Annotated in this window: 27 protein-coding genes, 1 pseudogene and 1 other annotated feature; of the genes and pseudogenes, 21 read left to right on the top strand and 7 right to left on the bottom strand. The window is 39.8% G+C overall.

The window, feature by feature from the left end; genetic code table 11:
• Positions 1-132: 132 nt before the first annotated feature.
• Entirely contained in the window at positions 133-339 is a 207-nt protein-coding gene (locus tag NSQ17_RS12405) for a YrzA family protein (RefSeq protein ID WP_024718362.1), read from the bottom strand.
• A 187-nt stretch (positions 340-526) separates the two neighbouring features.
• Between NSQ17_RS12405 and NSQ17_RS12400 the strand changes: the two genes are divergently transcribed.
• The 7 genes from NSQ17_RS12400 to NSQ17_RS12370 all read left to right on the top strand — a co-directional run bounded on the left by NSQ17_RS12400 (position 527) and on the right by NSQ17_RS12370 (position 5,405).
• Positions 527-1,168, top strand: a complete 642-nt coding sequence (locus tag NSQ17_RS12400) for a class I SAM-dependent methyltransferase (protein ID WP_017358093.1) — start codon at positions 527-529, stop codon at positions 1,166-1,168.
• A 15-nt stretch (positions 1,169-1,183) separates the two neighbouring features.
• A complete protein-coding gene (gene mtnN, locus NSQ17_RS12395) occupies positions 1,184-1,879 on the top strand; it encodes a 5'-methylthioadenosine/S-adenosylhomocysteine nucleosidase (RefSeq protein ID WP_007501428.1) in 696 nt (231 codons plus the stop codon).
• Positions 1,880-1,925: 46 nt separating this feature from the next.
• A complete protein-coding gene (locus NSQ17_RS12390; protein WP_007501427.1) occupies positions 1,926-2,849 on the top strand; it encodes a cysteine synthase family protein in 924 nt (307 codons plus the stop codon).
• A gap of 1 nt (position 2,850) precedes the next feature.
• The gene (locus NSQ17_RS12385; RefSeq protein ID WP_327878395.1) at positions 2,851-3,999 is read left to right on the top strand and encodes a bifunctional cystathionine gamma-lyase/homocysteine desulfhydrase; all 1,149 of its coding nucleotides are present in this window, start codon (positions 2,851-2,853) and stop codon (positions 3,997-3,999) included.
• Positions 4,000-4,071: 72 nt separating this feature from the next.
• Positions 4,072-4,302 carry a YrhC family protein gene (locus NSQ17_RS12380; RefSeq protein ID WP_342467461.1) on the top strand — a complete coding sequence of 77 codons (231 nt, stop codon included), beginning with the start codon at positions 4,072-4,074 and terminating at the stop codon, positions 4,300-4,302.
• 647 nt (positions 4,303-4,949) lie between these two features.
• Complete coding sequence (locus tag NSQ17_RS12375) at positions 4,950-5,084, top strand: YrzI family small protein (RefSeq protein WP_008342648.1); 135 nt, start codon at positions 4,950-4,952, stop codon at positions 5,082-5,084.
• A 165-nt stretch (positions 5,085-5,249) separates the two neighbouring features.
• The gene (locus NSQ17_RS12370) at positions 5,250-5,405 is read left to right on the top strand and encodes a hypothetical protein (protein WP_223255651.1); all 156 of its coding nucleotides are present in this window, start codon (positions 5,250-5,252) and stop codon (positions 5,403-5,405) included.
• A 43-nt stretch (positions 5,406-5,448) separates the two neighbouring features.
• On the opposite strand, the pseudogene NSQ17_RS12365 reads toward NSQ17_RS12370, so the two are convergent.
• A pseudogene (locus NSQ17_RS12365) lies at positions 5,449-5,523 on the bottom strand (YjcZ family sporulation protein); the annotation flags it as partial.
• 318 nt (positions 5,524-5,841) lie between these two features.
• Between NSQ17_RS12365 and NSQ17_RS12360 the strand changes: the two are divergent.
• The 5 genes from NSQ17_RS12360 to NSQ17_RS12340 all read left to right on the top strand — a co-directional run bounded on the left by NSQ17_RS12360 (position 5,842) and on the right by NSQ17_RS12340 (position 11,538).
• Positions 5,842-6,444 carry a methyltransferase domain-containing protein gene (locus tag NSQ17_RS12360; protein WP_017367683.1) on the top strand — a complete coding sequence of 201 codons (603 nt, stop codon included), beginning with the start codon at positions 5,842-5,844 and terminating at the stop codon, positions 6,442-6,444.
• A 425-nt stretch (positions 6,445-6,869) separates the two neighbouring features.
• Positions 6,870-8,084: a formaldehyde dehydrogenase, glutathione-independent gene (gene fdhA, locus NSQ17_RS12355; protein ID WP_017367682.1), complete on the top strand. Its 1,215-nt coding sequence runs from the start codon at positions 6,870-6,872 to the stop codon at positions 8,082-8,084.
• 209 nt (positions 8,085-8,293) lie between these two features.
• The gene (locus tag NSQ17_RS12350) at positions 8,294-9,238 is read left to right on the top strand and encodes an ABC transporter ATP-binding protein (RefSeq protein WP_342467460.1); all 945 of its coding nucleotides are present in this window, start codon (positions 8,294-8,296) and stop codon (positions 9,236-9,238) included.
• A gap of 19 nt (positions 9,239-9,257) precedes the next feature.
• Positions 9,258-10,424 carry an ABC transporter permease gene (locus NSQ17_RS12345; RefSeq protein WP_338705655.1) on the top strand — a complete coding sequence of 389 codons (1,167 nt, stop codon included), beginning with the start codon at positions 9,258-9,260 and terminating at the stop codon, positions 10,422-10,424.
• Positions 10,417-11,538: an ABC transporter permease gene (locus tag NSQ17_RS12340; protein ID WP_342467459.1), complete on the top strand. Its 1,122-nt coding sequence runs from the start codon at positions 10,417-10,419 to the stop codon at positions 11,536-11,538. The genes NSQ17_RS12345 and NSQ17_RS12340 overlap by 8 nt, the downstream gene beginning before the upstream one ends.
• Before the next feature lie 138 nt (positions 11,539-11,676).
• Here the strand turns inward: NSQ17_RS12340 and NSQ17_RS12335 are convergent, their stop codons facing one another.
• Complete coding sequence (locus NSQ17_RS12335; protein WP_342467458.1) at positions 11,677-12,570, bottom strand: LysR family transcriptional regulator; 894 nt, start codon at positions 12,568-12,570, stop codon at positions 11,677-11,679.
• Between the two features lie 130 nt (positions 12,571-12,700).
• On the opposite strand from NSQ17_RS12335, the gene NSQ17_RS12330 reads away from it, so the two are divergent.
• The 5 genes from NSQ17_RS12330 (at position 12,701) to NSQ17_RS12310 (ending at position 18,980) form a co-directional block, all read left to right on the top strand.
• Positions 12,701-14,143 carry an alanine/glycine:cation symporter family protein gene (locus NSQ17_RS12330; protein WP_342467457.1) on the top strand — a complete coding sequence of 481 codons (1,443 nt, stop codon included), beginning with the start codon at positions 12,701-12,703 and terminating at the stop codon, positions 14,141-14,143.
• The gene (locus NSQ17_RS12325) at positions 14,140-15,297 is read left to right on the top strand and encodes an iron-containing alcohol dehydrogenase (protein ID WP_342467456.1); all 1,158 of its coding nucleotides are present in this window, start codon (positions 14,140-14,142) and stop codon (positions 15,295-15,297) included. The genes NSQ17_RS12330 and NSQ17_RS12325 overlap by 4 nt, the downstream gene beginning before the upstream one ends.
• Before the next feature lie 232 nt (positions 15,298-15,529).
• On the top strand, positions 15,530-16,279 hold the full coding sequence (locus NSQ17_RS12320) for a glucose 1-dehydrogenase (protein ID WP_025207689.1): 750 nt from the start codon (positions 15,530-15,532) through the stop codon (positions 16,277-16,279).
• 77 nt (positions 16,280-16,356) lie between these two features.
• Positions 16,357-16,597: a binding site (T-box leader), on the top strand.
• A gap of 51 nt (positions 16,598-16,648) precedes the next feature.
• Positions 16,649-17,869 carry an MFS transporter gene (locus NSQ17_RS12315; protein WP_096881665.1) on the top strand — a complete coding sequence of 407 codons (1,221 nt, stop codon included), beginning with the start codon at positions 16,649-16,651 and terminating at the stop codon, positions 17,867-17,869.
• A 70-nt stretch (positions 17,870-17,939) separates the two neighbouring features.
• Positions 17,940-18,980, top strand: coding sequence for a 2,3-butanediol dehydrogenase (locus NSQ17_RS12310; protein ID WP_058336599.1), 1,041 nt, complete (start codon positions 17,940-17,942; stop codon positions 18,978-18,980).
• 40 nt (positions 18,981-19,020) lie between these two features.
• On the opposite strand, the gene NSQ17_RS12305 is transcribed toward NSQ17_RS12310, so the two are convergent.
• From NSQ17_RS12305 to NSQ17_RS12290, 4 genes are read right to left on the bottom strand one after another with little or no spacing between them, the layout of a single operon-like run.
• Positions 19,021-19,734, bottom strand: coding sequence for an amino acid ABC transporter permease (locus tag NSQ17_RS12305; protein WP_342467455.1), 714 nt, complete (start codon positions 19,732-19,734; stop codon positions 19,021-19,023).
• A gap of 12 nt (positions 19,735-19,746) precedes the next feature.
• Positions 19,747-20,445: an amino acid ABC transporter permease gene (locus tag NSQ17_RS12300; RefSeq protein ID WP_008342617.1), complete on the bottom strand. Its 699-nt coding sequence runs from the start codon at positions 20,443-20,445 to the stop codon at positions 19,747-19,749.
• Positions 20,442-21,302, bottom strand: a complete 861-nt coding sequence (locus NSQ17_RS12295; protein WP_100325260.1) for an amino acid ABC transporter substrate-binding protein — start codon at positions 21,300-21,302, stop codon at positions 20,442-20,444. The genes NSQ17_RS12300 and NSQ17_RS12295 overlap by 4 nt, the downstream gene beginning before the upstream one ends.
• Positions 21,299-22,087 carry an amino acid ABC transporter ATP-binding protein gene (locus NSQ17_RS12290; RefSeq protein ID WP_008342612.1) on the bottom strand — a complete coding sequence of 263 codons (789 nt, stop codon included), beginning with the start codon at positions 22,085-22,087 and terminating at the stop codon, positions 21,299-21,301. The genes NSQ17_RS12295 and NSQ17_RS12290 overlap by 4 nt, the downstream gene beginning before the upstream one ends.
• A gap of 120 nt (positions 22,088-22,207) precedes the next feature.
• Between NSQ17_RS12290 and NSQ17_RS12285 the strand changes: the two genes are divergently transcribed.
• The 4 genes from NSQ17_RS12285 (at position 22,208) to NSQ17_RS12270 (ending at position 25,715) form a co-directional block, all read left to right on the top strand.
• Positions 22,208-23,377 (top strand): acyl-CoA dehydrogenase family protein, encoded by a 1,170-nt coding sequence (locus NSQ17_RS12285; protein ID WP_096881663.1) that lies wholly within the window; start codon positions 22,208-22,210, stop codon positions 23,375-23,377.
• 115 nt (positions 23,378-23,492) lie between these two features.
• The gene (gene blaBPU / locus NSQ17_RS12280) at positions 23,493-24,278 is read left to right on the top strand and encodes a BPU family class D beta-lactamase (RefSeq protein ID WP_342467454.1); all 786 of its coding nucleotides are present in this window, start codon (positions 23,493-23,495) and stop codon (positions 24,276-24,278) included.
• A gap of 220 nt (positions 24,279-24,498) precedes the next feature.
• Complete coding sequence (locus NSQ17_RS12275) at positions 24,499-25,119, top strand: hypothetical protein (protein ID WP_212361347.1); 621 nt, start codon at positions 24,499-24,501, stop codon at positions 25,117-25,119.
• Positions 25,116-25,715 (top strand): hypothetical protein, encoded by a 600-nt coding sequence (locus tag NSQ17_RS12270; protein ID WP_212361380.1) that lies wholly within the window; start codon positions 25,116-25,118, stop codon positions 25,713-25,715. The genes NSQ17_RS12275 and NSQ17_RS12270 overlap by 4 nt, the downstream gene beginning before the upstream one ends.
• The last annotated feature ends 34 nt before the right edge of the window (positions 25,716-25,749 follow it).

Below are 25,749 nucleotides of genomic sequence, written 5' to 3'. Positions count from 1 at the left end.
GATGCATACAAAAAGGCTAAAATGAACTTCATTTTAGCCTTTTTCTTCTTTTCAGCGTGATAGAAAACCTTTGCAGTCTAGGAAGGACTAGCACCGGCGCACAGACCTGACTGCCTACACGCTGATCTTTTTTTATGAGACATTCGCTTTAAAATGAACAACTGCTGTATACAAAATCTTATCATCAATGACAGTCGTTTGATGACTCACAGAATGAACAGTCAGCAAGATCGCCTGATTATGTTCAATTTGTTTTTGGATCTTTTGTTCAAGTTCTTTTAAAGACGTTGCTTCAAAAAATTCAATTTTGTCCTTTAAAAAATCCAGTTGAAAATCCATTTCATTCATCCCTCCATGCTCTAGATTCATCATAATCTCTCCCATTCAAAAGGGCAAATATTTTTCCACCCCACTCAGTATTTTTTAGTAGGAAAGAATCAGAAGATGTGGTAGGATAGGAACTGTTCGACGGAATAAAACATACTATACGGATAGGAATAAATAGATAAAGTGGAGGGAAAGAAAAATGGGACGTGAGTTTCTTTCTTTATTTGATCATTGGGCTGAATCTTATGATGACACTGTAAGTGGTCATGACGAGCAGTATAAAGAAGTGTTTCGCCGGTATCCGGCCATTCTAAAAGAGATTACTCGCCGTGCAGGTCAACATGTCATTGAGTTTGGAAGCGGCACAGGAAACCTAACGGCGGCACTGCTTCAAGCAGATAAGAAAGTGTTTGGCGTTGAACCTTCAGAGGCCATGAAGAAAGCGGCTCTTCAAAAAGGAATACCAAATGTATTTCATGACGGAGATTTTTTATCGTTTCCATCCCCACCTTTTGAGCCTGATACGATCGTCAGTTCATATGCTTTCCATCATTTAACGGACGAAGAAAAAAAACAAGCCATTCACACCTATGGCAACATCCTTCCCTCAGGTGGTAAAATAGTCTTTGCTGATACAATGTTTCAAAATCAAGCAGCACATCAAGCTGCAACGAACAAAGCGAAAGCCGCTGGGTTCGATCAGCTTGCAGAGGATTTAGAAACGGAATATTATCCATCCATAGGTGTGTTAAAGCAAATCTTTGAAGAAGAAGGTTTTAGCACATCTTTTCATCAAATGAATGATTTTGTGTGGATCGTAGAAGCGAAGAAAAGGGAATGAAAGGATGTTTTTGATTTGAAAATCGCAGTGATAGGTGCAATGGAAGAAGAAGTGACGATTTTAAGAGACCAACTAAAGAATGCCACACAAGAAAACATCGCTGGGTGTGAATTTACAACAGGTGTTTATGAAGATAAAGAAGTGATTTTATTAAAATCAGGGATTGGAAAAGTAAATGCAGCGGTCAGCACAACACTTCTGCTTGACCGCTTTCAGCCAGATTATGTGATCAATACAGGATCAGCTGGCGGTTTCCATCACTCATTAAATGTAGGTGATATTGTCATCTCTACTGATGTTAGACATCATGATGTGGACGTGACGATCTTTGATTACGAATATGGACAAGTGCCAGGATTACCAGCTGCTTTCATCGCAGATGATCAGCTTGTGAAGCTGGCAGAGGAATCTGCTTCAGAAATCGATCATATTCAAGTGGCAAAAGGAACGATTGCAACAGGAGATTCATTTATGGATGATCCTGGTCGTGTCGCGTTTGTGAGAGAGAAATTTCCAGAGCTGTATGCAGTGGAAATGGAGGCAGCAGCAGTTGCGCAAGTTTGCCATCTATTTGAAACGCCATTTGTGGTCGTTCGAGCGTTGTCAGATATTGCTGGGAAAGAATCCAATATCTCTTTTGATCAATTTCTAGAGCAAGCAGCGATTCACTCAACAGACCTTGTCCTGCGTATGATAAAGCAAACACAATAAAAGAAGGGGTTTCCCCCTTCTTTTCCATACAAAGGAAGGGATTTATATGGCTGTCATACATGATATTACGGAATTAATTGGCCACACACCGCTTTTAAAACTGTCAGGGATGGGTGTGCCGGCAGGTGTTGACGTTTATGCAAAACTTGAAATGATGAACCCAGGCGGAAGTATTAAGGATCGCTTAGGTGATATGCTGATTAAAGAAGCGCTGGCATCGGGCAAACTGCGCCCAGGCGGAACCATTATTGAAGCAACTGCAGGAAACACAGGCATCGGGCTTGCGCTAAGTGCAAGAAAACATCAATTGCATCCGATCTTCTGTGTACCAGAACATTTTAGTCAAGAGAAACAACAGCTCATGAAGGCGCTTGGTGCAGAGATTATTCATACACCAAGAAAAGATGGGATGAAGGGTGCGATTGATCGAGCCCTTGAACTAGAGGCAAGCCTTGACAATGCGTATTGTGTCTTACAATTTAAAAACCAAGTAAATCCATTGACTTACTATAAAACGCTCGGGCCAGAAATATGGTCCGACCTCCAGGGGAACATAGACGTGTTTGTAGCAGGAGCGGGCTCTGGCGGAACGTTTCAAGGCTGTGCTGCCTATTTAAAAGAGCAAAAAGAAGCGCTAAAAACAGTGATCGTGGAACCAGAAGGATCTATTTTAAATGGCGGAAAGCCGGGACCGCATAGAACGGAAGGAATTGGCCTTGAATTTATTCCAGATTATATGGAATCGACTTTATTTGACGAGATTTATACCGTCAGTGACGATGATGCTTTCCGAATGGTGAAAGAAGCAGCTGAAAAGGAAGGTGTTCTGATAGGAAGCTCGTCTGGAGCCGCTCTATTTGCCGCTTTAGAGGAAGCGAAAAAGGCATCACCTGGGACGGTGATCGTCACTATTTTTCCTGATAGCAGTGAACGTTATCTAAGTAAAGGTATTTATGAGGGAGGAAAATAAAATGAAGCCAAAAACAATGATGATTCATAGTGGAATCACTGGTGATGAAAAAACAGGAGCCGTGTCTGTTCCCATTTACCAAGTCAGCACCTATAAGCAGCCTAAAGCAGGCGAGCACACTGGATATGAATATTCCAGAACTGCGAATCCAACAAGAACAGCACTGGAAACAGTCATTCGTGATCTTGAAGGCGGGGCAAACGGCTATGCATTCGGTTCAGGGATGGCTGCAATTACAGCTGTGATGATGCTGTTTAACAGCGGAGATCATATCGTACTGACTGACGACGTGTACGGCGGAACCTATCGTGTGATGACAAAGGTGCTCAACCGGATTGGCATTAAAGCCACATTTGTAGACACAAGTGATCCTGAAGCAGTGAAAAAAGCAATTTTACCAGAAACAAAAGCCGTCTATATTGAATCACCAACCAATCCATTGCTGAAAATGACCGATCTACAAGCCATTAGCCGGATCACAAAAGAAGCTGGCATCTTGATGATTGTCGATAATACGTTTTTTACCCCATATTTTCAAAAGCCGATTTCATATGGGGCTGACATTGTCTTGCACAGTGCCACAAAATATTTAGGCGGCCATAGTGATGTGGTGGGCGGACTTGTCGTGACAGCTACTGAAGAGCTTGGTGAAGAACTGCACTTTGTTCAAAACTCTACAGGCGGTATTCTTGGACCGCAAGATGCGTGGCTTCTAATGCGAGGGATGAAAACGCTCGGACTAAGAATGGAAGCACATCAACAAAACGCACAGAAAATTGCTGAGTTTTTAGAACAGCATCCTGCGATTACACGTGTCTATTACCCAGGTTTAACCGCTCACCCAGGTCATGAGCTTGCAAAAACTCAAGCAACAGGCTTTGGCGGTATGATTTCTTTTGATATTGGAAAAGAAGAAAATGTCGACGTGTTTTTAAGCCAATTGAAATTGTTTACAATCGCAGAAAGCCTAGGGGCGGTTGAAAGTTTAATCTCTGTTCCTGCTCGCATGACCCATGCATCCATTCCAAAAGAGCGCAGAGAAGAGCTTGGTATCACAGATGGTTTAATCCGTATTTCTGTCGGTATTGAGGATATTGATGACTTATTACATGATATTGAACAAGGGCTCGACGCAGTAACGAATGGATAGATTTACATGCCCCTCGCTTTCTCTCACTATGGTAAGCTATCAATAGACATTGATAACGGGAAGGTGAATCAAGTGAAGAAAAAGTGGGATGGTTTAGTGACAGATTACAAGCAATACGCTTTTATTTTGCTTGCTGTCAGCACCTTTTTATATATTGGTACGATTTTACCGAATCAGCAACTGCCAGCATCACCAAAAATGCTGATGCTGGCAGTTGATTGTGTTTTCCTATTGGCTGCTTTCCTTTGCGTGAAACGTGCGATCTTTTTTCAAAAAAAGCTACAAGAACTAGATGAAGATTAAGCAAAAAGTCTCCTCATATGATGAGGAGACTTTCAGCGTGTAGACAAACCCTCGCATTCTTTGTCAGTCCTGCGTGCCGGTGCTCACGAATGTCAAATTCGCTCCGCGCCGGTACTGGTCCTTCCTAGAATTCAAAGGTTTTCTATCACGCTGAAAAGAAGACAAAGGGCTAAAATCAAGTTCATTTTAGCCCTTTGTCAACATTCTGAAGTTTCCTCATGTGATGAGGAGACTTTTTTTAATTGCACTGGATAATCGGACAAGAATCACTGTAGAAATTTAGTCAAACACACAAAAATCATCTAATTTACTAAAAACAGGTTTACAAAATGGTGCTTGCTGGATATACTTACAAAGTAATTAAAAACGTAAAGGAGGCTGAAGAATATGTTATTCGTATCTACTTGTGATCAATTCAACAACCAATTTCATCATGTCATCAGCCTGTGGAAGAGCTCGTGTCCTTCCTTTACCTTTTACGGTTCACGCTACAAAACTGTTTAAGTAAACGAGGATTTCACGTATCATCCATCGCAGGTTAGAAGACACTGTCTTTTGATCTGCATTTTTGTGTGCCCGCAGGTCAACTGATAAAGAAGATCTGCGGGCTATTTCGCGTGCTGCGAACTGAAGGGAGGTGAGCGTATATGACAATCCATTTATTTTTTATTACTTTGACGATCCAGCGTAAATACAAGGACATTGAAACCGTTCTTTATGAACAACAAGTCGAAACGTTTTATGAAGAAATGAAGCAGAAACAACTAAAGTACATGAACTAAAAAGGACAATAAAAACATGAAAAGGAGGAGATTGACATGTTTATGATGCTTGCAATGCTTGATTGTTATACAAGGGAGAAGGACCAGGTTTAGACACGCTCCACATTGATCACCTGCACATATGATAACCGTAAAAGGAGATTGTGAGGTGATCAATGAATGTCGATGTCACCATATATGAGGTTTCCGTCAGTGGGGCACGGGTATGCGTCTATTCCGCATTCTTTAAAGCACGGGTACGGCAATCCATACAGAATGCAAAGAGAGCAAGAAGAAATGCTCAGACGCTATATGTACAATTATCCAACCTATTGGTATTAAAGAAAAGGAGCAGGAAACGTTATCGTTTCCTGCTCCTTTTACATTAGCAAATCCAGCTTGCACCGATGATGATTAACAAAATGAACAGTACAACAAGCAATGCGAATCCGCCTGCAAAACCGCCACCGTAGCCACCGCAGTAGCCTCCAGAATAACCGCCAAAGCCCATAATCTAGCACCACCTTTATCTAATCAAGATACATTCATAAAATATGCAGCTCATGCAGAAAACGAAATCAATCTGAGCACAATTAATGAAAATGCCTATTTGTTTAAATATTTTTCATTACGTGCGAAACATTTTCAGAAAAGGTGCCGTCTAATAAAAGACAAAGAAATTAGGACTAGGTCTTAACTTTTGTTAGGCGAGAGCCGATATGAAAAGTAAGAAAATTCGTAAATAGTTTTATTTACTGGTGCAAAGCAGGTGTTGACATTGATTCAAAGCTGGATTGGAAAACAAATGAGGGAACCAAAGGGCTTGTTCTCAAAATGGGTTGCCCGCTATATGGAAAAAAATCATCATAATATCAATCAATGGACGATTCAACTCTTAAATATACAAGAAAACGACCGGATTTTAGAAATTGGTACTGGAAGAGGTATGACATTATCTAAAGTAGCGGAAAAACTTGATCGAGGGAAAGTATATGGAATCGATGCTTCGCGTCATATGGTAAAATACGCGAAAAGAAAACATAAGAGGCTTGTCGAGCAGGAAAAAGCCGTTATCACACTTGGAAAAGCTGAGCAATTACCTTTTGAAGACAGATCATTCAATAAATTGTTCACAGTGCAGACCATCTATTACTTGCCAGATATCGAACAAGTCATGAAAGAGGTATATCGTGTTCTTCAAGTGGATGGAGAAGTATTCTTATCTTTTCAAAAGCAGGAACTAATGAAGGAACAAAAACGCTCACAGTCTCTTTCAACGTACAGTGAAGAAGACATCAGCTGTCTTTTTTCAGCGTATCACTTTAGAGACGTCTCTGTTTACCATTATGATACATACATCTGTATCAAAGCCTTAAAATGATGAAAATATTTCCCAGGTAATGAACAAGCACTCAAAAAAAGGCTCTTCGCCAGAAGGGCCTTTTTTGCATGTGGGAATTGATCATTCATCAATAAAAAAGACTCTTCACAAGAAGAGTCTTTTGCATTCATTTCATATGTAGGGGCCAGCCAGGTGTGTAAGGAATGATAGTATATATAAGGAATTTGTTTGTCGATTAAGGATACCTGTCTGGCTTATTCCTTATATCGACAATGTTCTGCAAATGTTTAGCTTTTTTTTCAATATTTTCTTTTTTATTTGACTGGAAAATACATTTTTCTCTCCTAGATAGACATTTATCACTTATTTTTTGAGTCAATGTGCGGTTAAAAGAAGGAAAAAGCCCGAGAAAGAGAGAATTTTGGAGAGACTTCATTTTTAAACAAAAAGGGAGGAATGAAAACATGTCGGGAAACAAAGGTGTCGTTTACAAAGGAGCAGGAAATGTAGCAGTTGAGGATATTGGATACCCTGATTTGGTTTTAAGGGATGGCCCTGGTGTACCTAAAGCCAATGTTGGACGTAAGTGTGAGCATGGCGTCATTTTAAAAGTGGTGACAACAAACATTTGCGGGAGCGACCAGCACATGGTAAGAGGGCGTACAACTGCGCCTGAAGGACTTGTCCTTGGTCATGAAATTACTGGTGAAGTCGTTGAAGTTGGACGAGATGTAGAGTTTATCCAAAAGGGTGATCTCGTATCAGTTCCATTTAATATTGCCTGTGGTCGCTGCGTCATGTGTAAAGAACAAAAAACCCATGTGTGTTTAAATGTGAACCCCGATCGACCTGGATCAGCTTATGGATATGTAGATATGGGCGGATGGGTTGGCGGCCAATCAGAGTACGTCATGGTGCCATATGCTGATTTCCAGCTACTCAAATTTCCGGACAAAGATCAGGCGATGGAAAAAATACTTGATTTGACGATGCTTTCTGATATTTTCCCGACAGGTTTTCATGGTGCGTATTCGGCTGGCGTAAAACCAGGCTCTACTGTCTATATTGCTGGTGCAGGGCCAGTAGGTCTTGCAGCAGCGCATTCCGCTCAGCTCCTTGGCGCTTCTGCTGTCATCGTCGGCGATCTCAATGAACAAAGGCTCGAGCAGGCGAGAAGCTTTGGCTGCGAAACGATTAATTTACGAAAACATGATCGAATCGGTGAACAAATGACAAACATCCTTGGAGAGCCAGAAGTCGACTGTGCGGTCGATTGTGTCGGTTTTGAAGCTTCGGGTCATGGAGATCAAGGAGAAGCACCAGCCACCGTTTTAAATACAATTATGGATATTACCAAAGTTGGCGGTAAACTTGGAATTCCAGGACTTTACGTCACAGAAGATCCAGGTGCTGTGGATGAAGATGCAAAAGTTGGATCTCTGAAAGTGCGAATTGGACTTGGCTGGGCCAAAGCCCATACCTTTGTGACAGGCCAAACCCCTGTCATGCAATATCACCGCAGCTTGATGAAATCTATTTTAAGCGGAAGAGCACAAATCGCCAAAGCCGTTAATGCGACAGTCATTTCCCTTGATCAGGCCCCTAAAGGATATAGCGATTTTGATTCGGGTGTGGCGAAGAAATTTGTGATTGACCCGCATGGCATGATTTCTAAATAATGATCCATCGAAAAAAACTTACAGGATTTTTCCTGTAAGTTTTTTTGTTTATAAATATAAAAAGACCTATACTGTTCTTCTACATTTCATAACGTGATAAAATGAGTAAATTGGAAAAAATGATCTTTAGTTGAAAGACATACCATAAAACAGTTGGCAATGATTGGACAGGATTATGATAGATAGGAAGAATAGAGGAGAGATTGCGATTGCTAAAAGTACAAAACATCATCAAAAATTATGAAGGTAAACAAGTATTAAAAGGGGTTAGCTTCCACTTAAAACAAGGTGAATCATTTGGACTGTTGGGCCCTAATGGTGCAGGGAAATCAACCTTAATCGGTATCATGACAGGACTTATACATGCAACGAGCGGGACTATTACGATTGGAGGCATTGATCTACATAAAGAAACAAAGCATGCACAGCAATTGATTGGCATTGTTCCGCAAGAGATCGCTTTATATTTAGATATGTCAGCAAAAGAAAATTTAACGTTTTGGGGGAAAATGTATGGACTTAAAGGAGAAGAACTAAAAAGCAGAGTACAAGAAATCCTTGAATTAATTGGTCTGGGCAATAGAGCGAATGATAAGGTGAAAGTATTCTCAGGAGGGATGAAAAGAAGAGTGAATATCGGATGTGCGATTTTGCATAGGCCAAAACTATTAATAATGGATGAGCCTACAGTGGGTATAGACCCGCAATCCAGAAATCATATATTAGAAACAGTTAAAACGCTAAATAGTGAAGGAATGACGATTATTTATACGAGTCATTACATGGAGGAAGTCGAATATCTATGTGAAAAAATAGCTATTATGGATCAAGGTTCTTTCATTAAGGTAGGTGATTTAAATGAATTGGCTGAGCTTGTTGGAGAAAAAAGAGAAATCATTTTTACGATTAAATGTGAACAAGGACAAAAGGATATGGAGCGAGTGTGCCAATATATAAATGAATATCACCCACTGAATGACTTTATGGTGCAGGGAAATCAAATCAAATTATTTGATGACAATCCTCAGCATTTACTAAGTCAACTTATTCAAGGTGTAACTGCATTAAATGTTCAATTAATTTCAGCAGAAGTTGTAGAACCAAATTTAGAAAATGTATTCTTGTATTTCACAGGTAAGAAATTACGAGACTAGACCGAATAGAGGTGAGTATATGAGTATTTGGGTTGTACTGAAAGATCTATTATTGTTTTTTAGGGACAAGAAAAGCTTTTTTACTCTTTTTTTTATGCCTATCATATTAATTGCTATATTAGGTGCAGCATTTGGAGATAACATGAAGAAAGATAGCGAAATTAGGATCAATTCATTTCGAGTAGGAATAACAGATCAAGATAAGTCCGCTACAAGTAAAATGTTTCTTTCAACATTGTCTAAGAGTGAACTCAGTGACATATTTGAAGTGAAGGTCACCTCGAAAAATCAGCTAGAGAAAGATTTAAATAGTAGAGACATTACAATGGGTATAATCATCAAGCCGAATTTTGAAAAAAGCATATTAAATCACGATCATGTGCAATTGAATATTTTGAAAGGACCTAATTCAAGCTTACAGGAAATGGTCCTAGAAAATGTGGTTTTGCAATTCTTTCAAAATTATCATATGAATCGTATTCTGGTGCCGTTGAATCAAGGTAAAGAAGTGGAGGTCGTGTCTGATCAACTGAAAAATGAACTAGTGAACGAAAGGAATATTCATATCAACAGCCAGCCGATTACATCCTTCCAATACTACGCAGGCGGGATGGGTGTGCTTTTTTTATTAATGACTGTTGTTTTCTTGGTTGGCAGTATGATAGAGGAAAAAGAAGAAGAAGTCTATAAAAGACTACTAGTATCAAAGTTAAGCAATACTAGTTATATCATTGGAAAGTTATTGGGCATTTTTTTAATGAGTATGATTCAACTTGCGGTCATTATTTTATTTACTAGTTTTGTCTTTAAGGTGAATTGGGGAGAGCCTTTTACTGTTGTTATGATCGGATTTAGTTTTATATTAAATGCTGCGGGTTTAGGGGTGCTGATTGGTTCTTTTATCAATAGAGAAAAAACGTTTAACAGTGTGGGGATTTTAGGAACTCAAGTGTTAGCTGCTTTAGGTGGGAGTATGGTGCCCTTATACTTATTCCCACAATGGTTGATGAATATCAGCTATTTTTTACCTAATTCTCTTGCACTTCAAATGTTTTTGAAAAGTATGGCAGGTGCTGATTTTAGTGAAATTCAAAGCGGATTATTACTTAGCTGTGGGATGGGACTAGCTTTCTTCATCATTGCTTTATTAAGAATGTCTTTTGAAAGGAAGCATCGCTATGCATAAAATATTAGCCATTATCACGTTAAAGTTAAAAGAAACATTAAAGTCTCCATTGGCTCTCATTTTTTTATTTGTTATGCCAATCATATTTAGTTTTATCTTTGGCAGCACGGCATCAGATACAAAGAAACCCACAGTTGCTTTTGTTCAAAATCCTCAACAAGACGAACTCAATCAGGAAATATTAAAAATGCTCAAAAAGAACACGACATTTCTTTGGATAAAGGCGTCTGAAATTGAAGCGGAAGAATTAGTATCTGATGAAAAGGTAATTGCGTCGGTTAAAGTCTCTGATCAATTAGAGTCCCATTTAAAAGAAAATAAAGAGATTTTTGATGTGACAGTTTATAAGAAAACTGAGGAATATGCAGTCTTATCTCCCTATTTAAAAGAGGCAGCAGCGATCATTTATCAGATCAATTACGGTGTGAAAGATCAGAGAAGTGCTTCTCTCACCACTGCATTGAATAAGTTAAATGAATCTGGCACCATTTCGTTGGTTGAAAAAAATCAAGATGGTCAAGCAAGCCAGCAACCAAATTTAATACCGCTTGGCTTTACCATTATGTTTATGATGTTTGCGATTTCAAGCTCTTTGTCATCTATACATTTGGAGTATAAAAATTATACATGGCAAAGATTGCTTTCGAGTCCAATCCATAAAATATATGTACTTCTGGGCTATTTAATGGCATATTTCCTTCTTGGATGGATACAATTGGGTGTTCTTTTGACCATCTTATCTATTTTCTTTAATGTCTACTTAGGCAACCTGTTTCTTATTTTATTGTTCGGATCTTTTGTTATAGGCCTTGTCGTAAGTTTAGGGTTTATGATAGCTACTTTATCTCAAACAAAAAAACAAGCTGAAATCTTTAGTGCAATTGTCATTGTAGGATCGTGCATGCTGGGTGGTATTTATTGGCCTCTAGATATCGTTCCAGACATTATGAAGAAGATTTCTTTGACTATACCGCAAACATGGATGATGTCTGGTTTTGGTGAGATCATGAGCGGCAATGTTAATCTTTCTATCTTATTATTAGATGCGACGGTTTTAATTGCTTGTACGGTGATCTTTATGATCATTGGTTTGAAGAGTATCAGATCCTATTAATCCTTTGTTCTTCTAAAAAGCCCTCTATAGCTATGTAGAGGGCTTTTTGTATACACGTGATTTACTTTAAATGATTGGATAACTCGTTAATATTTAATGGTGAAAGAAATTGAAGGCTGCCCAAATAAATATTTCACATTACCCATTGAGAAGGATATATTCCTCTGTTAAATCAACAAACGCCTTCAAAGCAGGAGACATCCATTTATTTTTATGCCAGAATAGTTGGATTTTCGTTGTGAGACAGGGCCCCATCCAATTGATTTTAATCATATAGCCTTCTGTTATTTCTCTTTTTATAGAAATTTCGGGAAGTACAGCAATTCCTAGACCAGCCATTACACATTTTTTTATGGCTTCTACATCTGCTAGTTCTAGTTTACTTCTCGGTTTTGCTCCTGCCTGTGTCAAAGAGTGTTCGAAGGCATAACGATAATCGCAGTCTTCAGTTAACAACAATCTTTGCTCGTCTAAATCGATAGGATGTACTTTTTGTTTTTTGCTCAATGGATTTGTTGGACAGCATACAATGGCCATCGGTTCATCTTTTAATTCTTTTACAATTAAATGTGAGGATACGACAGGATTCATCGATAATAGGGCGACATCAATTTGTCCTTCCAGTAATAGATTTAAAACATCCTTTTCAGCTATTCCGGGACGGAAAATCAGTTCTACTTTAGGATACGTTGTTTGAAAGTCCGTTAAAATATGAGGAAGTCGATAGGTACATTGTGTTTCAGATGCACATATTCTCAAAATGCCGCTTGGCTCACTCATCCCGCCAACAGCCTCTAATGCTTCTCCTGTTAAACCTAAAATCTTATCCGTATAATCTTGAAACCTCATGCCAGATTCTGTTAAAATTACCCTTTTTCCAAGCCTTTCAAATAGAGGGGTTCCTAACTCTTCTTCTAATGCAGCGATATTTGCCGTGATACTAGATTGAGCATAGCCAAGTATTTGTGCTGTTTTTGTAAAGTTTAATACTTTTGATGCTGTTTGAAACATCATCAGTTGCTTTATTTCCAACGTCAATCCCTCCTAAATCGGATGAGCCGATTGATGCAATCAGAAAACTTCTATAGATAGATCATAACATTTTTACTATGATAAAAGTAGGCGCTTTCATTATTTAGAATGTTCAGATTTTATAGGGGGGATGGCTTTGTTTGAAACGATTGTCAATTCAATAAATGACTTTTTATGGACATATATTTTAGTCGTTATGTTAATAGGGATTGGAATCTACTTTACGATGAGAATGAAGTTTATGCAAATTGTCTTACTAAAAGAGATCTTCCGTTCTATTTTTGAAAAAGCTCCAAAAATAAAAGGGAGTCAAGACATTTCTTCAATGCAAGCTTTCTTTATCGGAGCAGCGACGAGGATTGGAACTGGAAATATGGCAGGTGTTGCTATTGCCATCACAGTTGGTGGTCCTGGAGCTATTTTCTGGATGTGGTTTGCAGCAGTTTTAGGGGGAGCTTCTGCATTTGTCGAAAGCACACTCGCTCAAATATATAAAGTGAGAACAAGTGATGGTTTTAAAGGGGGGCCAGGCTATTATATACAAAAGCAATTTGGACTGAAATGGCCAAGTAGGATCTTTGCCTTTTCTGTTATTCTTAGTTTTGGCTTGATTTTTAATGCAGTACAAACGAACACCATCACAAATGCCTTTCGATATTCATTTGGTATCAGTCCAATTGGCATGGGGGTATTCGTAACCATTCTTACGGCTCTCATCATTTTTGGTGGTGTAAAGAGAATTGCTCGCTTTACCCAAATCATTGTGCCAATCATGTCCTCATTTTATATTATCTTAGCACTTTATGTGATTGTGACAAATATCGCTGATGTACCCGCAGCATTAGCAAGTATTATGAAAAGTGCGTTTGGATTAGAGCAAATGGTTGGAGGCGGAATCGGCGCTGCAATAATGAACGGTGTCAAACGCGGTTTATTTTCCAATGAAGCAGGAATGGGAAGTGCGCCAAATGCAGCAGCTGCTGCCCATGTTTCACACCCAGTAAAACAAGGGTTTGTTCAATTATTAGGCGTATTTTTTGATACATTAGTTGTTTGTAGTTGTACAGCATTTATTATTATGCTATCAACAGTAGAAACAGCAGGTGATTTGTCAGGTATTGAAATTACTCAAGCTGCAATGGCGCAGCATTTCGGTTCTTGGGCTAGTATTTTCTTAGCATTTGCGATCTTTACTTTTGCATTTAGCTCCATTGTAGGTGGCTACTATTACGGTGAAGCCAATATCGGTTTTATTCATCACAGTGTAACCGCGCTATTCGTGTATCGAATCACTGTTTTAATGATGATCATGTTTGGTGCTCTCGCCAACTTACAAATCGTTTGGACGTTAGCGGACTTGTCGATGGCGATTATGGCTATTGTTAACTTGGTTGCCATTGCGATTTTAGGCAAATTTGCTTTTGCTGCTCTAAATGATTACATGGGACAAAGAAAGGTAGGAAAGAACCCTGTTTTTTACGCTTCTACCATTCCAGGTTTAAAAGGAATAGAATGGTGGGGAGTAGAAAAACAAGCGATTAAATCAACAAATGAAGGGGTAGAAAATCAATGATAAATTTTGAATATGATTGTCATACGAAAATGATCATGGGGACTGGAAAATCTAAAGATATTGCCTCTATTGTAGAGGACATTGTTTTGCCTAGTGCTACAATTATGATTGTGACTGACCCTGGTGTAAAAAGCGCAGGATTGGTGACGCCTATTGAAGCGTATTTGCAAGAAGCTGGTTATGCCGTTGTCGTCTTTGATCAAGTATCTCCAAACCCAAGAGATCATGAATGTCTAATGGGTGCAGAGCTCTTTAGAAAAGTACAAGCATCAGCGGTTATTGCGATTGGCGGAGGCAGCCCAATGGATACGGCAAAAGCCATTGCTTTATTAGGTCCAAATGGCGGTAATCCTGAAGAGTATATAGCAGGGAAGAAGGCCTATACAAATGTATCACCCTTAATTTGTATTCCAACCACGGCTGGAACTGGCTCTGAGGTGACCCGTTCATCTGTGATTACGTTAGCTGCTTCACATAAAAAAATCACCTTAAAACATGCCTTGCTTCGACCAACTATTGCGATTTTGGATCCTGTTCTTACTTCTACGGTGCCAAAAAGTATAACAGCGGCAACAGGTGTTGATGCACTGGTCCATGCGATTGAAGGCTATACATGTAAAGAAACAAACCCTATTTCTAAGGCGATGGGGGCAAGCGCAATGAAAACCATTGTGACCTATTTACCGAAGGCGTATGAAGACGGGTCTGATTTAGAAGCAAGATACAAAATGCAGGAAGGCAGTTTACTCGCTGGCTTATGCTTCGGTTCCGCTGATGTAGCAGCCGTGCATTGTTTAGCCGAAGCGCTCGGCAGTCTTTATGATACGCCTCATGGTATCGCAAATGCTGTGTTTTTACCTTATGTCATACAATTTAATGCAGCTGAAAACAAATCATTGCACATAGAGCTTGCAAACATCATGGGCTTTGCAGATAAAACGGATGCAGATGATGTGGCGATTCAAAAATTAATGGATGGTATGTATACATTCACAAAGAATTTAGGTATTCCATCACTAAAAGAATTATCTTATGTAAAAGTAGAAGATTTTGAAAAAATGGCTGAACTAGCAGAACAAAACAACTCTACAAAAAGCAATGTTCGTGCCGTTACGAAAGCGGACTACTTAGATATACTAAAGGCTGCTTTTTAAGTCATACAGAAAAAGAGCCGAATAGAATGACTGAATGATATACACAAACTTTCCCAGACTTTACACAAGAAGCAAACGACTATGTCGTCAATATGGAGAATTACAAATATACCACCCTCCTAATGTATGATTTAGGTGGTGGTTTTTCTATGTCCCATTTGACTAGGTATCATGTATACATGAGTGGTATGATAGACGACAACATCTCATGAGAGAAAGGATAGGATAAACGATGAACTTTCACAATAAAACAGTTGTCATCACTGGCGCAGCCAATGGAATTGGTGAGTCGATTGCGTATGGCTATGCGAAAGAAGGGGCGCGTGTTGTGCTTGCGGATATTGACGAAGAGAAGGGCAAGCGCTTGGAAGATCAGCTGAAAAAGGAGTCCTTTGAGGCTTTTTTTAAAAAGACGGATGTGAAACAAGAGAAGGATATTCAAGACATCATGTCGGCTGCTGTGGCTCGTTATCAAACGATCGATATTCTCATCAATAATGCAGGGGTTATGTGTACAAAATCGCCTTATGAGCTAACGGTTGATGAGTTTGATCATGTGCTGCATACAAACCTACGAGGTGCTTTTTTATGTGCAAGGGAAGCGGCACGTTATATCAAAGAGAATCCAAACGGCGGTTCCATTGTGAATATTTCATCTACCCGTGCGACCATGTCAGAGCCTCATACAGAAGCGTATGCTGCATCAAAAGGCGGGATATCAGCACTTACTCATGCGCTGGCTGCTTCTTTTAGTCAGGATCACATAACAGTAAACAGCATTTCCCCTGGATGGATTGAAACGAAGGATGAGAAAAGCCTGCGAGAAATTGACCATCAGCAGCATCTTTCCAATCGAGTAGGAACACCAAAGGATATTGTCAAAGCTTGTTTTTATTTAACAGACGAAGACAATCAATTTGTGACAGGAACCGATTTGGTTGTTGATGGCGGCATGACGAGAAAAATGATTTATGCGGATTAACATGAAAAAACATTGACGCCCTGACGGAGGCGCAGTACAATATAGAACAATTCAGCTGAAGATCGTGATGAAAAAAAGATAAAGCGCAAATAGAGAAGAGTATGTAATGGCTGCCTCACACAGAGAACTCCGTGAAGCTGAGAAGGAGCTGGGAAGCGTTACAGAACCAAGCCTCTTAGCTCTGCACCGGATTCATTGTGATGGTGGTGCAGCGGCATTCTCCCGTTATAGAGATGGGTTAGCGATAACCTGCTAAGGTTCATCTGGTAACAGGTGAATGAACTGAGGTGGCAACGCGGAGTCAATCCCGTCCTCAAGACAGAAATGTCTTGGGGGCGGGATTTTTTTATGAAAAAGGAGGGCACCACGATGAAAAAACATTGGCGGGATATGAGCATGTTACTTGGAGCGATTGGTATTGCGAACATAGGAGAATGGATTTATATGATTGCTCTCCATCTGCTGATTTTTCAGGAAACGGGCTCCGTTCTTGCTGTAACAGCCGTCTATATGTTAAGACCTGTCTCGGCTCTTTTAACAAATAGCTGGTCTGGTAGTTTAATAGATAGACTGAATCAGCGGAATGTCATGATCAGTCTAGATCTATGCCGGGCCATTCTGATTGCTTGTTTACCCTTTGCCTTATTTTCAGGCCACTTATTGATCGTATATGTGATGCTATTTCTCATTCATATGGCACAAGCCATGTTTCATCCAGCTTCGATGGTGTATATGACAGCACTAATCCCGGCGGATAAACGAAAACGGTTTAATGCCATTCGATCTTTGCTTCAGTCTGGTGGATTTTTACTCGGACCCGCCGTAGCAGGGTTGCTTTTTCTCATTGGTACACCAGTCCTTTCAATTTATGTAAATGCAATCTGCCTTTTGATATCTGCTGTTTTGACGATGTGTTTACCGATTTTGTCAAAAGCAGCCGGGGCACAAAAGGGCTTTTCTCTCTCGGTATTAAAGGAAGATGCAAAACTTGTATTTCGTTTCAGTCTCACATCCCGGCAAGTGATGGCCGTGTATTTATTATTTAGTGCCGCCATCACGGTGCTGCCGACTGCGATTGACTCACTTGAAGCAGCTTTTGCAAAGGAAGTGCTGATGTTGACCAATACCGAATATGGGTTTCTTGTCAGTGTAGCTGGAGCAGGGATTATCGCAGGGGCATGTCTCAATACGGTCATTGTCGAAAGGCTGCCTATCTCAGTGATGCTTGGTGCGGGGAGTTTGTTTGTGGCTTTTGGATACTTGATCTATGCTTTTTCAAGCACATTGACTGTCGCAGCAGCTGGCTTTTTTGTTCTCGCTTTCTTTTTAGCATTTGCAAACACCGGTTTTATGACTTTTTATCAAACGAATATCCCGGTAGAGGTTATGGGGAGAGTGGCAAGTTTTTATGCGTTATGTGAAGCTGTTCTGACGATGATGATGACAGGAATATGCGGCGCATTGGCGCATGTTTTATCGATACGTACTTCTGTCATGATTGGCTGCCTATGTATGCTTCTTATTTGTCTGTTGCTATGTTTTGTCATTTTTCGTCCATTGACTGTCAAAAAAATAGTGCATCTTACTTAGAAAATTAAAAAAATTATGTTATCATTATTTAAGTAAGTTAATTAAATTGATGAGAAAAGGAGTCTTACAAATGAAAGCACTACGCTGGCACGATCAAAAGGACATTCGACTAGAGGAAATTGACGAACCAACAGTTGCTCCAGGAAAAGTGAAACTGAAAGTAAAATGGTGCGGCATTTGTGGTAGTGATTTACATGAATATTTAGGCGGACCAATCTTCATTCCTGTGAATGAACCTCATCCACTTACAAAAGAAAAAGCACCCATTACACTGGGACACGAGTTCTCTGGTGAAATTGTAGAAGTTGGAGAAGGCGTGAGTAATTACAAAGTAGGCGATCGAGTGGTTGTTGAACCTATTTTTGCAACTCACGGGCACCAAGGTGCTTACAACTTAGATGAAAACATGGGCTTCTTAGGACTCGCTGGTGGCGGTGGAGGATTCTCTGAATATGTATCTGTCGATGAAGAATTACTTCATTTGTTACCAGACGAAATTTCATATGAGCAAGGTGCACTTGTTGAACCTTCTGCAGTTGCTTTATATGCCGTTCGTTCTAGTAAAGTACAAGCTGGTGATACAGCAGCTGTGTTTGGCTGTGGACCAATCGGTTTACTTGTCATTGAAGCATTAAAAGCAGCTGGTGCTACTGACATTTATGCAGTGGAATTATCAAAAGAGCGCCAAGAAAAAGCAAAAGAACTTGGAGCGATCATTGTAGATCCTTCTCAGTATGAAGATGTTGTTCAAGAAATCTCACGCCGTACAAATGGTGGAGTCGATGTTTCTTTTGAAGTGACAGGTGTACCTGTTGTATTGAAGCAAGCAATCCAATCAACTAGAATTTCAGGTGAAACAGTCATTGTAAGCATTTGGGAAAAAGGCGCAGAAATTATGCCGAATGACATTGTCATTAAAGAACGTACAGTCAAAGGAATCATCGGCTATAGAGACGTATTTCCATCTGTATTAAACTTAATGAGAAAAGGCTATTTCTCTGCAGATACACTCGTCACGAAGAAAATTAAGCTGGACGATGTGATCGAAGATGGCTTCCATGCATTAATCAATGAAAAAGATCAAGTGAAAATTTTAGTCAGTGCTGAATAAGTAGGACGATAAAGAGAATGGCAGATGCCGTTCTCTTTTTTTAACGTCCAAGAGATTTTCCGTACACGCTGACTCGTTTCTCTAACAAAGCAAAAGCGAGTTCAAAGAAAATACTAAGCATCCAATAGATCAAAGCAGAGACAAGATACGTTTCTAAAAATTTGTAGCCGTCATTTGCAATGATGCGAGAAATCCCCATGATTTCCAGTACACCAATTGTAAACGAAAGGGATGTGGCTTTTAACAGCTGAATGAGCTGATTCCCAAGGTTTGGCAGGGCAACCACAAACGCTTGCGGTATAATAATGCGCATCATCGCCTGTCTGGTGGTCATGCCAACGATTTTCGCCGCTTCAAGCTGCCCTCTGTCTACCGCAAGGAGTGCGCTGCGGACCACTTCTGTTAAATGTGCGGCTGAATGCAGGCTGAAGGTGATAAGGGCAACGGTAAGCGGGGAGACCATATCCGGGTGAAAGGTCAACCCAAAAGTGCTATTCATTTTGGTCAGAACAAATGGAATGCCATAAAAGAAAGCAAACAACTGAACAATGAGAGGTGTTCCTCTAAAAAATGAGACATAGAGCGTGACCAGCTGGCGGAGCACAGGGATACGAAAGAGGCGAATGAAAGCAAAAACAGATCCAATCAAAAGGCTCACAGCCATAGAAACAAGTGCAATCAATAAGGTAAAGGGAACGCCTTTTAGAATATGTGGTATTTGGTCAATCGCAAATGATATATCAATGGTTTGCATCAAATCGCCTCCTTAGCGTGACAGGCTGGTGCGGCCTTTCACAAATTTTCTTTCCAGTAGCATCGTGATCAGTTCAATACTGATGCAAATCAGCCAATACACAATTGCAATGATGACGTACACTTCAAACATCCCTATCCCGTAGTTATTGCCTAGGATGATTTTGACCTGTCCCATCATATCAATGAGTCCGATTGTAAATGCAATGGCGGTATCTTTCACGAGATCAATGGTGTAATTTCCGAGGTTCGGAAGTGCAATGAGAAAGGCTTGCGGAATAATGATCCTCATTAATGCCTGCGTATCTGTCATCCCAACAATGTAAGCTGCTTCAAGCTGATCTTTCCCAACAGAGGAATATGCACTGCGAAAGACTTCAGATAAATAAGCGCCCGTATGTAACGAGAATGTGATCATCACAAATAACACACGATCCCAATGATTGATTTGAATTCCGGCCATGAGTAAAAGCTGAGGCAGGCCAAAATAAATCAGAAATAACTGAACAATGAGCGGCGTACTTCGTGTAAATGACAAATAAATGACCGCCAATTGTTTCAGCACTGGAATTTGTTTGATTCGAATGCAAGCAAACAGCAATCCGATGATGATGGCAAAAAACAATGACACCACAATCATCAGAAATGTGAGTGGCAGGCGATCCACCACCTGTAAAAAGATTCTTAGCCAATCTCCAGCTGTAAACGTCATGGCGCTTCCTTCCTTTCTTCATATTGATAGCCTTGCTCTGATATATAGTCAATATCTTGAAAGAAATCAACGCCAAACCATTTCTTCGCAAGGTCAGGTAATGTTCCGTCTTCTATCATCTCTTGTGTCACTTGGTCCAATTGTGATGCTAGTTTCTTTTGACTAGGCTGTAAGACAAGATAAATAGGTTCTTTTGAGACAATGCCGCCCACTTTGACTTTCAGGTGAAGATGTTTTTGAATCGTATCAAAGGTCGAAATATTCATAAAAGCCGCATCGGACCGTCCACTTTCGACTCGTTTTAAATTGAGTTCGTTTGAAGGGCTTTCAATGGTCGTGAGCGGAATTTTCCGATCATTTTCTTCATTATATTGATTTAATATGGAACGAAGGCCGCCACTAGGACTGACGGGAGCGAGCTTTTTTGATGTCATATCGTCTAGAGATTGAATATCTTGCTCTGATTCATTCACAATTAAACCTGTCATCGAATAGCCGTATGGAACCTTAGGATAAAGAAAGCGTTTTTCACGTTCAGGATTACTAAAAAACCAATTAGCCGCCATTTCAAATTTCCCAGCGCCGATCCCAATTAAATTGGATTCTTCCTCGCCAAAGATATAATCAAAATGAATGTGTGGCAAACGTTTCTCGACTTCATTTAAATAATCGATGTTATAGCCAATCGGTTCGTTGCGGTCATTTGTGGCTAAAAAAGGCGGATTGACTTCTGCGCTTAGTGCGACTTTGACAATTTGTCTGCCATCATCTGTTGTCGTTTTCACACTGCTGCAGCCAATGAGAGAGAGGAGAAACAGAAGGATACTAGCAGCGGTGAATAAAGTCTTGCGCTTCATCTGTCTTCCTCCAATCCTTGCCACATCCCGCGATGAATTCTTGATAAAAATTGTTTCGTCCGTTCATGCTGAGGCTTCATCAGGACGTCTTCTGGTGAGCCTTTTTCAACGATTTCCCCATCTGCCATAAAGATCACTGTATCCGCTACATCCTTTGCAAACGAGATTTCATGCGTCACAATGACCATCGTCATGCCTTGGCTCGCAATATCTTTCATCATTTCAAGGATTTCTCCGACCATCTCTGGGTCCAGTGCGGACGTTGGTTCATCAAACAAAAGCACCGCAGGATTCATGGCAAGAGCACGAGCAATCCCAATCCGCTGCTGTTGACCGCCGGATAATTCACTTGGAAACGCATCTTTTTTATGAAGTAGCCCAATTCGCGTTAACAATTGCTCTCCGATTTTTTCCGCCTCTTTTTTAGACATGTTTTGGGACACAATCAATCCTTCTGTGATGTTTTCAAGTGCTCGTTTATTTTGAAACAAGTGATAATGCTGAAACACCATAGACGATTGCTGTCTGAGTTTTAGAAGATCTTTTTTTCGATATTGTTCAAATTGAATCGTGGCTTCTCCAACTGTCAGCGTTCCTTTGTCTGGGATATCAAGGCTGTTTAAACTGCGGAGAAGGGTTGTTTTTCCTGATCCGCTCGGTCCAATAATGGCGACCACTTCACCTTCTTGTACGGTGAAATCAATTCCTTTTAACACATGAGTTGACCCATAGGATTTATGTAGATTAGTAGCAGAAATCATAAAAGCATCACGTTCCTTTGACATATGTACTTAATATTGATAAAATTTAACACATTAAATCCTATAAGTAAAGTGTGTTTTAATAATACCTATTGGATAAATCGGATATGATAGATTGCGAGAAACAGAGGAGTTGGATACGTTTTGTCTAAAGCATTATTTGTCGATACAGATTTTCAAAAAAATTGGCTAGATCAACTAGAATCCCTTCGTGAAACGATCGAACAATCTGCAAAAGAACATGATGAGGGTGCCTATTTTCCTAAACAGAATATCGAATCATTAGTAGAACTGGGCTATACAACGTTGTCTCTGCCTGTTGAGTACGGGGGCGGGGGTCAATCTGTAAAGGATATGGTCCTTTTTCAAGAAACACTAGGAAGTATGGATGGAGCAACTGCCTTATCGATCGGCTGGCACCAAGGAGTTGTTGGTGAAATTTATGAAAAGAAACTATGGAATGAGAAACAGCTGCAATTTTTTGCTGAAGAAATCAAAAATGGGGCTCTTGTGAACCGGGCTGTCAGTGAAGCGCAGACAGGTAGTCCAACAAGAGGAGGCAAACCTGGAACAACTGCAACGAGATCAGGAGATCAATGGGTGATCAGCGGCAGGAAAACATTCACAACGATGTCACCAGCACTCACATATTTTCTCGTCGGTGTATGGATCGAAGAAAAAGAAGCGATGGGCTTCTTCTTAATTCACCGTGATACAAAAGGTGTTTCTATAGAAGAAACGTGGGATGTTGTTGGCATGAGAGGAACAGAGAGCCATGATTTAATTCTAGATCATGTGGAAGTTCCAGATGACATGTTGGTTGAAGTGCAAAAAGGACCTCGGGGCGGTACGTTAAACCCTTGGATCGCACATATTCCTTCCTGCTATTTAGGGATTGCACAAGCGGCAAGAGACTATGCTGTTCAGTATGCCATCACCCATTCACCGAACAGTATTAGCGGAACGATTAGCGAACTGCCAAATGTCCAAACACTGATTGGCGAAATCGATTTACTACTAAAGCAAGCACGCCATGTCATCTATTCAACGACAACATTGTATGAGCAGCCAGAGAAAAGAGAGCTGTTAATCAATGAATTCGGTGCTGTGAAGCATACAGTCGTTAATGATAGTCTGCAAGTGGTCGATAAAGCCATGCGTTTAGTCGGTGCAAAAAGCTTAAGCCTTAGCTGCCCGCTTCAGCGTTACTATCGAGACATTCGTGCTGGCCTTCATAACCCACCAATGGACGATATGACGATTTCGAAAATTGCAAAGCAAGCGATTGAAGAGAAAAAATTGAACGTACAATAAACAGAAAGCCGGATAAAACCGGCTTTTTTTATTGAAAAAGAGGACGAGCGGCTCTTATTTCTGATCAGTCAGCATGCTACAATCGATTGCAATCATGAGCAAAGAGGGTGATTGTTTGCAAAAAAAGAAGATGAAATGGCTGATTGCTGGCGTGATGCTTGCAGTACTTTGTATGAGCAAGCCTGCATCAAGTGAAGGAACATCTCCAAAATGGTCCGTCGATGAATTCATGAAAGAGCAGGAAGGCACATTTGTGATTCAAGAAGTAAAAGAAAAATCACCATGGGTGTATAACAAAAAAAGAGCGAACAAGCGCTTTGCACCTCAATCAACGTTTAAAATAGCAAATGCCTTAATTGGACTTCAAACAGGTGCAGTTAAAGATGAATACGACATCAAATATTGGGACGGAGTAAAAAGAGAGATTGATAACTGGAATAAGGACCATACACTGGGCTCTGGCATGAGAGATTCAGTCGTCTGGTATTATCAAGCCATGGCACGTGACATCGGGGAAGAACGCATGGGCCATTGGATAAAAGCCATTCATTATGGGAATCAAGACATATCTGGCGGAATCGATCAATTTTGGCTAAGCAGTACGTTGCGCATTTCTCCAGTAGAACAAGTCCATTTCCTTAAACAGCTATATGAAGAAAGTCTCCCATTTGACCTATCTGTTATGAGAACCGTCAAGCGAATGATGATACAAGAAGAAGAGAAACACGCCACGCTATACGGAAAAACAGGCTCCGGATCAGGCATCGGCTGGTACGTAGGCTTTATCAAACATGAAAATAAAACCTACATTTTCGCTACAAATATCGAAGGCACCGGACTAGAAGCAAAAGAAATCACCTATCGTATTTTGAAAAAATATCATTTGATTGAAGCATCCTAAACGGATGCTTTTTTTATGAGTAGAAATGGAGACTTTTTGATAAAATGATGATATATGGATTCGTTTGGATATGTCATATAAACGACATAATTGTCAAAATATCTTAAATGGGATAATGACGAGAAAAGAAGTTTCTATTATTTAAAAACTGTAAGAAACAGAGAAAGAATTAAATAAACTACTAGATCGTCTTAAAAGGTGAAAAGAGAGGAGCAAAGATTTGAAACGGCTTGAACACTTATTTATGCATTCAGAAAATGAATTCAGATCCTATCAGTCTTTAGTCGAGAATGTGTTTTATCAAGATGAACATCTGCCACAACAAGTATTCCAAAAGAATTTTGATTGTTTTTTGTTTCAAGAGTTTGATTGGGCATTGAGTGATGAGGTTTTAACAACAATAAAAAAGCTATCAGTTTTAACACAAGATAAGGACTTTTTAACGGCGGTCCTTAAGCCAGATCCAGTAGAATACTATATGAAGGAATTTGGTTATTATAATTGGCTGAGGACGAGTGTTGACATTTCTGATGAGGACTATGTAAATGCCTTATGGACCAGTCCAGAAAGCTCCATAGCTGATGCTATTATCACTAACTCAAATATCGTTGTTTGGTTATCTCATTCTTTGGAGTGGGCAATTTGGGGAGATAGAGAGCTGGAAATTTGTATATTAGGTTTGGCATCTAAAAAAGCACCAAAGACATTCTTAGAAGAAGGATGGAAACCATTAGATCATCCTAGCTTAACAGATTGGTTAGAGCTATTATTAAATGACAAAAAGAAAGTCAATGATTATGTCACTCAATTTGCAACTCATTATTCTTCAAAAGGGGCATAAAATTGTTTATCACTAATCCGAAAGAATTTGAACATTATTTATCATTTATTCATTCGCTAGTTCATTGTAAAAAAACATTCCCTGAACAAGTGTTTAAAACAGGACAGCATGATTATTTATTTGAAGAATTTCATTGGTTATTATCTGATGACAGCTGGGATATGTTAAAGCATGCGGCTTTGATTCATGGTGACGACAATATATTTATGGCTGTATTAGAAGATCAGAAAAGTATGGATCATTTTTATCAGGATTTTGGTTATTATCCTTGGGTGAAAATACCGTTACATATCTCATCTAGTGATTACCTTGATATTTTAGCGGATTACCCGCAGCAGAGTTTGAATGACAGCATCATGAATACTGCATCTCGCATCTTATGGGTGTCTCCTTCTGCGAAATGGATGATTTATGGAGAAAGAGATTATGAAATCGGAGTATTAGCAACTCATAAAATTGAAATCAAGGACAATCATATGTTGAAAACGTGGAGACCTTTAGATGAGGTTGTATTAGGTTGGGTTTCAGTTGTATTTCCGAATCAAAAACTTCCTGATGATTTTAAAAATAAACTCTTTAGAAACTATAAAAATTAGATGGTAAATTTCACGATCTACATTGTTCTGTGTA

This window comes from Bacillus sp. FSL W8-0629 (genome assembly GCF_038593225.1).
Lineage (GTDB): Bacteria > Bacillota > Bacilli > Bacillales > Bacillaceae > Bacillus > Bacillus altitudinis.
Note: the sequence above shows the minus strand (reverse complement) of the source record. Positions and strands in the feature narration are given on the sequence as shown.

Excerpts from the sequence above, each read along its gene's own strand:
- NSQ17_RS12405 (WP_024718362.1), bottom strand. The coding sequence starts at position 339 with ATGGATTTTCAACTGGATTTTTTAAAGGACAAAATTGAATTTTTTGAA.
- NSQ17_RS12400 (WP_017358093.1), top strand. The coding sequence starts at position 527 with ATGGGACGTGAGTTTCTTTCTTTATTTGATCATTGGGCTGAATCTTAT.
- NSQ17_RS12390 (WP_007501427.1), top strand. The coding sequence starts at position 1,926 with ATGGCTGTCATACATGATATTACGGAATTAATTGGCCACACACCGCTT.
- NSQ17_RS12385 (WP_327878395.1), top strand. The coding sequence starts at position 2,851 with ATGAAGCCAAAAACAATGATGATTCATAGTGGAATCACTGGTGATGAA.
- NSQ17_RS12375 (WP_008342648.1), top strand. The coding sequence starts at position 4,950 with ATGACAATCCATTTATTTTTTATTACTTTGACGATCCAGCGTAAATAC.
- NSQ17_RS12370 (WP_223255651.1), top strand. The coding sequence starts at position 5,250 with ATGTCACCATATATGAGGTTTCCGTCAGTGGGGCACGGGTATGCGTCT.
- fdhA (WP_017367682.1), top strand. The coding sequence starts at position 6,870 with ATGTCGGGAAACAAAGGTGTCGTTTACAAAGGAGCAGGAAATGTAGCA.
- NSQ17_RS12345 (WP_338705655.1), top strand. The coding sequence starts at position 9,258 with ATGAGTATTTGGGTTGTACTGAAAGATCTATTATTGTTTTTTAGGGAC.
- NSQ17_RS12340 (WP_342467459.1), top strand. The coding sequence starts at position 10,417 with ATGCATAAAATATTAGCCATTATCACGTTAAAGTTAAAAGAAACATTA.
- NSQ17_RS12330 (WP_342467457.1), top strand. The coding sequence starts at position 12,701 with ATGGCTTTGTTTGAAACGATTGTCAATTCAATAAATGACTTTTTATGG.
- NSQ17_RS12325 (WP_342467456.1), top strand. The coding sequence starts at position 14,140 with ATGATAAATTTTGAATATGATTGTCATACGAAAATGATCATGGGGACT.
- NSQ17_RS12320 (WP_025207689.1), top strand. The coding sequence starts at position 15,530 with ATGAACTTTCACAATAAAACAGTTGTCATCACTGGCGCAGCCAATGGA.
- NSQ17_RS12315 (WP_096881665.1), top strand. The coding sequence starts at position 16,649 with ATGAAAAAACATTGGCGGGATATGAGCATGTTACTTGGAGCGATTGGT.
- NSQ17_RS12310 (WP_058336599.1), top strand. The coding sequence starts at position 17,940 with ATGAAAGCACTACGCTGGCACGATCAAAAGGACATTCGACTAGAGGAA.
- NSQ17_RS12305 (WP_342467455.1), bottom strand. The coding sequence starts at position 19,734 with ATGCAAACCATTGATATATCATTTGCGATTGACCAAATACCACATATT.
- NSQ17_RS12300 (WP_008342617.1), bottom strand. The coding sequence starts at position 20,445 with ATGACGTTTACAGCTGGAGATTGGCTAAGAATCTTTTTACAGGTGGTG.
- NSQ17_RS12295 (WP_100325260.1), bottom strand. The coding sequence starts at position 21,302 with ATGAAGCGCAAGACTTTATTCACCGCTGCTAGTATCCTTCTGTTTCTC.
- NSQ17_RS12290 (WP_008342612.1), bottom strand. The coding sequence starts at position 22,087 with ATGTCAAAGGAACGTGATGCTTTTATGATTTCTGCTACTAATCTACAT.